General features: G+C 30.8%; 8 protein-coding genes. All 8 read right to left on the bottom strand.

Annotation, left to right across the window (positions count from 1 at the left end; translation table 11 throughout):
* Positions 1-1,132, bottom strand: a 1,132-nt coding sequence (locus tag BN350_RS19765) for an NAD(P)/FAD-dependent oxidoreductase (protein ID WP_081652961.1), incomplete at its 3' end; no start/stop codon positions are given.
* A gap of 39 nt (positions 1,133-1,171) precedes the next feature.
* Entirely contained in the window at positions 1,172-2,860 is a 1,689-nt protein-coding gene (locus BN350_RS17705; RefSeq protein ID WP_028044784.1) for a sensor histidine kinase, read from the bottom strand.
* Positions 2,853-3,539 carry a response regulator transcription factor gene (locus BN350_RS17710; RefSeq protein ID WP_028044785.1) on the bottom strand — a complete coding sequence of 229 codons (687 nt, stop codon included), beginning with the start codon at positions 3,537-3,539 and terminating at the stop codon, positions 2,853-2,855. The genes BN350_RS17705 and BN350_RS17710 overlap by 8 nt, the downstream gene beginning before the upstream one ends.
* Before the next feature lie 10 nt (positions 3,540-3,549).
* On the bottom strand, positions 3,550-4,209 hold the full coding sequence (gene phoU, locus BN350_RS17715; protein ID WP_028044786.1) for a phosphate signaling complex protein PhoU: 660 nt from the start codon (positions 4,207-4,209) through the stop codon (positions 3,550-3,552).
* 44 nt (positions 4,210-4,253) lie between these two features.
* Entirely contained in the window at positions 4,254-5,009 is a 756-nt protein-coding gene (pstB, locus tag BN350_RS17720; protein ID WP_028044787.1) for a phosphate ABC transporter ATP-binding protein PstB, read from the bottom strand.
* A 3-nt stretch (positions 5,010-5,012) separates the two neighbouring features.
* On the bottom strand, positions 5,013-5,876 hold the full coding sequence (pstA, locus tag BN350_RS17725; protein ID WP_028044788.1) for a phosphate ABC transporter permease PstA: 864 nt from the start codon (positions 5,874-5,876) through the stop codon (positions 5,013-5,015).
* On the bottom strand, positions 5,869-6,801 hold the full coding sequence (gene pstC, locus BN350_RS17730) for a phosphate ABC transporter permease subunit PstC (protein WP_028044789.1): 933 nt from the start codon (positions 6,799-6,801) through the stop codon (positions 5,869-5,871). The genes pstA and pstC overlap by 8 nt, the downstream gene beginning before the upstream one ends.
* A gap of 10 nt (positions 6,802-6,811) precedes the next feature.
* On the bottom strand, positions 6,812-7,633 hold the full coding sequence (locus tag BN350_RS17735) for a phosphate ABC transporter substrate-binding protein (RefSeq protein ID WP_028044790.1): 822 nt from the start codon (positions 7,631-7,633) through the stop codon (positions 6,812-6,814).
* Between the last annotated feature and the right edge of the window lie 320 nt (positions 7,634-7,953).

Here is a 7,953-nt window from a genome sequence, read left to right on the forward strand (position 1 = left end):
CTAAACAATCAAGTCTACGATTCAAAAAGTGATTTGTAATCATTCCACGCTTAGTCCCTTCCCACATTTTTGCAGTATACTTCTTAGAAAAAGACATTGAAAAATAATGGCATGAAAAAAGTTCTTCATAAGGATTAACCTCTTCCATAATTAAATCACTAATCAATCTAGCAGCCACCTGTGATAGTGTCATTCCCCACTTTTGAAAACCATATATAATAAACTCATTAGAATATTTATTCAGCCTTCCTATATATGGTATTCCTCTTAAAGGAATACTATCTTGAGCAAACCAATCTTTAGCATCTCGATGAATAATCAAACTATCATCATGATATAAAGGACGATAACTATCTGTTTGATCAATACATAAATAACTATTTAATCCACGTTCTTCATCACAATAATCAATATATTCCTTCTCTTGAAAGAGTTTCAAAAAATAAAAACCTTTCTTTATAAATGGATATCTTGTTGCATGGATTAAATATTTGCATTGAATACGATGTTCATTAACATTTAATAAAAAGGAATCATCTTTTCTTTCGATTTTTGTTACTTGACTATGTTCATAAAAAGAAATACCTTTTTTTTCGCATATTTGAATAAGTGCATATAAATATTTTAATGGATGAAAGATAGCCTGATCTTTCAATCCAATCGAAGCTAAGTGTTGATTATCTTTAACTGTTTCAACACGTAATGTTTGAAATATACGTTCTATATTATCAATAGTTGATATATAGCCTGGATCATCTGTATAGATATAAGATGTATTATCTTGAAAATCACATGCAATCTTTTCTCTTCTAATGATATCTCTTATTTCAAGCAATGCTTTTTGATTAGCCTGATAATAAAGATAAGCCTGATGAATATCATAATGTTCTACAATATCCTGATAAAGAGTCCCATGCAAAGCAGTAACTTTAGCTGTAGTATGTCCACTAGTATGACTACCCATTTCATCTTTATCTAGAACAATCACCTGATATGGGCTCTCTCTTAATTGATAAGCTAGAGCAACACCACTTAATCCACCACCAATAATGACAATATCTGTAGAAATATCTGTTTGAATTGCTTTTCCTATTCTTTTTTTAGATGTTTTTTGCCAATACGATTGATTCATATTTATCACCACTTACATTCTTAACATAAAAAGGAAGTTTTAAACTTCCTTCAATGTTTGTTGTGGTAAAATCATTTCAATAACAGTCCCTTTCTCTAGTTCACTTGTTAAATATATTGTTCCTTTATAATGTGAAACAATATGTTTAACAATAGCCAATCCTAATCCAGTTCCACCTCTTTGCTTACTTCTTCCTTTATCAACTCGATAAAATCTTTCAAAAACGCGTGCCTGATCTGCTATAGGAATACCAATACCTGTATCTCTGATTGTTATTTTCATTGCTTCTTCAACTGGTTCAATATCAATATAAACATCACCATTATCCTTATTATACTTAATTGCATTTCCAATAATATTATTCAAAAGTGTATAAATCTGCTGATGATTACCAATATACACCATATCACTAAAATCTTTATGAATATGGATACAATGTTTCGCTATTTCTATTTCATAACTTTCTAAAACATCCTCTACAAGTGACTTCATCTTTATTGGGCTCATTTCTACTTCTACATCCATATTTTCTATTCTTGATAACATCAATATATCATCAATCAATGTTGACATACTTGTCACTTCATCTTGAATTTTCTTCAACATATTTTGTTTTTGGTTTTCATCTTGAACCAATCCCTGAGCTAGCAAATCACTGTAACCTCTAATAGATGTCATAGGTGTTTTGAGTTCATGTGAAACATTAGAAAAAAACTCACTTCTCATTTTTTCAGCTTTTTTTGCAACAGTGATATCAACAAATAACAGTGTCGTTCCTAAGTCAATTCTTGAAATATAGCATGCATATATATTATGATTAATTTTCATTTGAATAGCCTGTTTAGGAACATTATTTTCTAATGCATTAATAATATCAGGATAATAAAGGTAATCCATAAATTGGTCATAAGGTTTCATATTTCCTAAAATTGAAATGGCCTTGGCATTGATACTCAATATCTTATAATTTTCATCCAACAAAACAAAGCCTTCGTTCATTTGTTTTAAAATCTCATCCATTTTAATACGTTCTAATTTTACTTCACGCATTGATTTACGCAAACGGTGAGATAGATTACGAATTGTATCAACAATAATATTAAATTCCTGATAATCATATTGTTTTAAATCAAAACGAAAATCACTTGTCATACAGTCGAGACTTTCACTAATCTCAATAATAGGTTTTGAAATTGTATATGCCAGTTTACGAGAAAGGATATAAGCAATCCCAAAAGATACAATAACACTAATCGATAAAGCTGGTATCAATAAAGGAATATAATCAATTAAACCATTATAAGGTATTGATAAACGAATAATGTATCCCTGGCTATAAATTGCAGCATATAACATATTCTCATCAGTGATTTCAGAACGTCTTTGAGCATATCCTATCTGATCACGAATAGCCTCTTGGACTTCTTGTCTTTCAAGATGATTCTCTGAAATAGATTCTGAAACAGTATCAGCAATGACATTACCTTTTATATCAATAATACTAATACGTGTTTGATCTGAATAAGCAAGAGGATTCATTTTTTCTATTTGTTCTTCTAATGGTTTGTGATAATCCATAGCATAATCTATAAGTTTTAAGGAGTATAACATTTCTTGTTTTGTCGTTGAAAGCAAACCATTGGAGATAAGTGTAGCTGAAATAAAACAACTGCTTAATAAAGCAACAATTAAAATAACAATAAAATAATGGAGGATAGACTTAGTCATATATATCCTCCTTTTCTATAAATCGATATCCTACAGAACGAATTGTTTTAATATACTTTTCTCCATCATCATCAAATTTCTTACGCAGTGAACGTATATGAACATCTAAAGCCCTTGATTCACCAATAAAATCATATCCCCATATATTATTTAATAACTCATCTCTTTCTACCACACGTTCTTTATTTTCAATTAAATAAAGCAATAACTGATATTCTTTATGTGTCAAATCAATAATAATATCATTCTTCTTCACGATATGTGTAGATTTATCAATACTCAATGTTGGTGTTTGTATAGCTTTTGATTTTGGTTTTGCTCTTCTAAGAAGTGTACGAACGCGAGCACATAACTCAAGAACTCCAAATGGCTTAGTCATATAATCATCACTACCACTGTCCAATCCTCGAATCTTATCAACTTCACTATCCTTAGCACTCAGAATAAGAATTGGCATATGTCCATTACTTTCTCTAATTTTTTTAACTGCTGTAATGCCATCCATTTGAGGTAACATAACATCAAAGATTGCCAAATCTGGCGAATCTTCATGAATGACCTTAATCGCATCTATAGCATTATCAAAAAGAGTGACCTGATAGCCATTTGATTCTAATGAAAGTTTCACAATCTCCTGAATATTTTCATCATCTTCAATTACAAATATACGTTCGTTCATTTTTTCCCTCCTATATCAATCTATGGTCATTAACTGTTCCTGTTTGATTAAACTCTAACCATTCACAGATGTTCACAGCATGATCACCTACTCTTTCCAAATACTTTGCTATCATTAGAAAATCAATACAAAAATCAATCCTCTCACTGTTTTCTTTTAAAATTTCTGTCACTTCTTGCTTAACATCTTGAAATAGAACATCAATTTCATCATCCATTTTAATAACCATTTGTGCTGTTGATAAATCTTTTTTTATAAATGCATCTATCGCTTCATGAACCATCATCTTAGCTTTTTTAGCCATCATTGGAATATGTTCTATAGTTCGATATGCATGTTCACCTTCAAAATTCAATATAATTTCTGCAATATCTGCTGCTTGATCTCCTATTCTTTCTAAGTCAGTTACAATCTTTAATGCAGATGTTACATTTCTTAAATCACTTGCTATTGGTTGTTGTCTCAAGATAAGATTAAACGATCTAGATTCAATAGCTCTTTCCATATCATTAATTAATCTATCATTATTCATAATTTCTTTAGCAAGTGCTTTATCTTGGTGTTTAAAAGCATCAATCATATTTTCAATAGATACCTCTACCAAATGTCCCATTTTTGTTAAATCCACATTCAGCTTACTTAATTCTGAATCAAATAGTGTTCTCATCATCTTTCATACCTCCATTATATTTGTTTTTCAATCAAAACACAATATTAACCAAAACGTCCTGTAATATAATCCTCTGTGCGTTTATCTTGAGGAAGTGAGAATATGTCTTTTGTTTTACCATATTCAACCATTTCTCCAACAAGAAAAAATGCAGTAAAATCAGCAATACGTGAGGCTTGTTGCATATTATGTGTCACAATTGCAATTGTATATTTCTTTTTAAGTTCCATTAATAACTCTTCTATCTTTAATGTTGAGATAGGATCTAATGCACTTGTTGGTTCATCTAATAAAATAACTTCTGGTTCCACCGCCAAGCACCTTGCAATACACAAACGCTGTTGTTGCCCTCCTGACAATCCTAACGCAGAAGAATGTAACCGATCTGCAACTTCATCATATAAGGCAGCTGCTTTTAGACTTTTTTCTACTATTATATCTAATTGTTTCTTATTCTTTATACCATGAATTCTTGGACCATAGGCAATATTATCATAAATACTCATAGGAAAAGGATTGGGTTGTTGAAAAACCATTCCCACTTTCTTCCTTAAGATTGTTGTATCAACTCTCGAATCATAAATATTTTCATCATCCAATAAAACAGATCCACTCACTTTAACATTATTAACATAATCATTCATACGGTTTAACGTTTTTAAAAATGTTGATTTCCCACATCCAGAAGGACCAATAAATGCTGTAATTTTATTTTCAACAATGTCTAGACTCACATCTTTTAAAGCATGTTTTTCACCATAATAAAGATTCAATTGCTCTGCAACTATTTTATTTCCCATATACTATCCTCTCTTATTTACATCAAATTTTCTTGAAATCCATTTAGCTACAAAATTCAAACACAAAACAATAACTATTAATATTAATGCAATAACAAATGCCTGATCATAATGAGCCTTTGCCATTTCTAAATACAATTGAATTGTTAATGTTCCTCCGCTAGAAAATAAATGTCCAAATATATTTTTAGGCAAGACCGCCAAACTTCCTGCCGTAAACAATAAGGCTGCTGACTCTGCCACAATTCTTCCCATTGCTAAAATAACACCTGTAAGAATACCTGGAATTGCACTTGGTAATAAAACAGTACGAATCATATACCACTTTGTTGAACCCATACCTAATGCTGCTTCACGGTAACTCTTAGGAACTGCCTGCAAAGCAATTTGTGCATTTCTTGATATAATGGGTAGTATCATAATTGATAAAGTTAATGCCCCTGTTAAAATCGAATAATCTAATTTTAATACACCACCAAAGAAAAGCATTCCAAACAATCCATATATAATGGATGGTATTCCCGCTAATACTTCTGTAGTAAAAGAAATCATTGTGACAAACTTTTTATTTGTTGCATATTCATTTAAATAAATAGCCCCACCAATACCTATTGGACATGCAATCAATAATGTCACAACAATCATATAGATAGTATTCACAATATTAGGAAGAATACCAATTGTATTTTTTAAAATACTTGTTGTATTCACTAAGTAATCTAATGAAAAATAAGGTATCCCTCGATAACAAATATAACCTATAATAATAATTAACAATACAACAGAAATAAAGGTTGATAATTGAATGAAGATATTCAAAACTGTATCAATGAAACGATTCTTTTTCTCATATAAGCTTCTATCCATCATCCTTACCTCCTTTTAATATAAATGTTAAAATTAAATTCATACAAATAATAAAAACAAACAAAACCAACCCAATAGTAAATAATACATCTCGATGAGTCCCTGAAGCATAACTCATTTCTGAAACAATAGCTGTTGTCAAGAAGCGAACTGAACTAAATGGCAATGGAAGATTAACTGAATTCCCTGCTACTAATAAGATTGCCATAGCTTCTCCAATTGCGCGTCCCACTCCTAATACAATTGCAGACATAATACCATTTTTTGCAGCCGGCAAAACAACTTTAAAAATTGTTTGCATTTGACTTGCCCCTAAAGCTAAAGAACTTTTACGATAATGATCCGGAACGGTCTGCAATGCTGTTTCTGTAATATTAATAAGAGTTGGTAAAATCATAATTGCTAACACCAGGATTGCGGAAATTAAATTCGATCCACCTGTAAACTGATGCGTTGATGAATCTTTAAAAATAATAAGTTCCAACTGATACATAAAAGGATTTATAATTAAGATTCCTAACAAACCATAAACAACAGATGGTATTCCTGCCAAAAGTTCAATTGCTGATTTTACCACACCTCTAATTTTTGGTTTCGCAATTTCTGCTAAATTAATAGCTGTTAAAATACCAATGGGAACAGCTATACAGATTGCAAAAAACACTCCTATGATTGATGTTAAAATAACATAGAGAATTCCATAACTAGGCACTTCTGCCGTTGGTGTCCAAACACTGCTAAATAGAATATCTGTTATACCTACTTGAAATAATGCTGGAGTCCCTGAAATAAACATATATACTGTAATTGATATAACTGCAATAACTGAAACAATTGCGCATGCTGTTAGTATAATCGCTGCCACTTTTTCTACCATTGATTTTGTTTGGCGATTACTTAAAATAGAAACCATACTCTTATCCATTATTTACTCCTTACTGTGGTGAAATAAGTCCCACAGATTTAATAATTTTTTGTCCATTCTCACTTTCAATATATCGAAATACTGCTTGTACTTCTTTTCTTTGTTTCTCAATAGGTCCATATGTTGCCATTACAAATGGTCTTTGCAAAAGATATTGACCATCCCTAATAGAATTTATACTCGGTTCTACTCCATCAATCGTTAACATTTTTACACTTTTATCAATAACATCCAATGAAACATATCCAATAGCCCCCGGTATAGATCCAACCTTAGCCATAACAGGTCCTGTTTCATTATATTCATTGGCATATTGACATTGATTTTCAATATGAAGTAATTCTTCAAATGCTGTTCTTGTTCCTGACCCTGCCTCACGTCCTATAACAACAATGGGCATGTTTTGACCACCGACTTCTTTCCAATTTCTTATTTTTCCTTGATATATTTGAATAAGCTGTTCTTGTGTTAAATTAGAAACCAAATTATTTTTATCTGTAATTATTGCAATTGCATCAATTGCAATAATATTTTCAACAATGCCTTTTTCTTTTTCAGTTTCCTTTAACGCTCTAGAAGAATTTCCAATATCTGTTGTCTGATTGAAAACAGCCTCTATTCCTGAACTGGATCCAGTAAACTGAGGCTCCATCTGTAATTCAGGATACTCTTCCTGAATTCCTTCTCTTAATGCGTTCATTAATTTCTCCATAGATGTTGATCCATTCAATGTGACCTTAGCTTGTTGATCATCAGCATGTGCCTGACAACCCATTAACCCAAACCCTATCCAAACAAACACAATCAATATAATCGTTTTTATTTTTCTCATTGTTTTCTCATCCTTACTTATTCTTAACACAACCACAGTTTATATTGTTTTTACTTCACTAAATAGCAATATTTTGTATAAAATATGTTAAGATTATGTAAATAGTATTCCCATATTTTATCATTACAAGAAAAAGAATTACTTTAATATCTCTAGTAAGTTTTTCACAGTTTTCTATTTATTACTTCCTTCTTATCATAATGATGACTTCTTTCACTATAATCACATGTTTATCCCTTGTTTCTATCTTAAGTTCCATACTTTTTTATTTATATACAAGCTAAAATAATGTTGTTAGTTTTCCATAATACGCGCAGAAT

The sequence above is a fragment of the Candidatus Stoquefichus massiliensis AP9 genome (assembly GCF_000455285.1).
Taxonomy (GTDB): domain Bacteria; phylum Bacillota_I; class Bacilli_A; order Erysipelotrichales; family Coprobacillaceae; genus Stoquefichus; species Stoquefichus massiliensis.

Excerpts from the sequence above, each read along its gene's own strand:
- BN350_RS17705 (WP_028044784.1), bottom strand. The coding sequence starts at position 2,860 with ATGACTAAGTCTATCCTCCATTATTTTATTGTTATTTTAATTGTTGCT.
- BN350_RS17710 (WP_028044785.1), bottom strand. The coding sequence starts at position 3,539 with ATGAACGAACGTATATTTGTAATTGAAGATGATGAAAATATTCAGGAG.
- phoU (WP_028044786.1), bottom strand. The coding sequence starts at position 4,209 with ATGATGAGAACACTATTTGATTCAGAATTAAGTAAGCTGAATGTGGAT.
- pstB (WP_028044787.1), bottom strand. The coding sequence starts at position 5,009 with ATGGGAAATAAAATAGTTGCAGAGCAATTGAATCTTTATTATGGTGAA.
- pstA (WP_028044788.1), bottom strand. The coding sequence starts at position 5,876 with ATGGATAGAAGCTTATATGAGAAAAAGAATCGTTTCATTGATACAGTT.
- pstC (WP_028044789.1), bottom strand. The coding sequence starts at position 6,801 with ATGGATAAGAGTATGGTTTCTATTTTAAGTAATCGCCAAACAAAATCA.
- BN350_RS17735 (WP_028044790.1), bottom strand. The coding sequence starts at position 7,633 with ATGAGAAAAATAAAAACGATTATATTGATTGTGTTTGTTTGGATAGGG.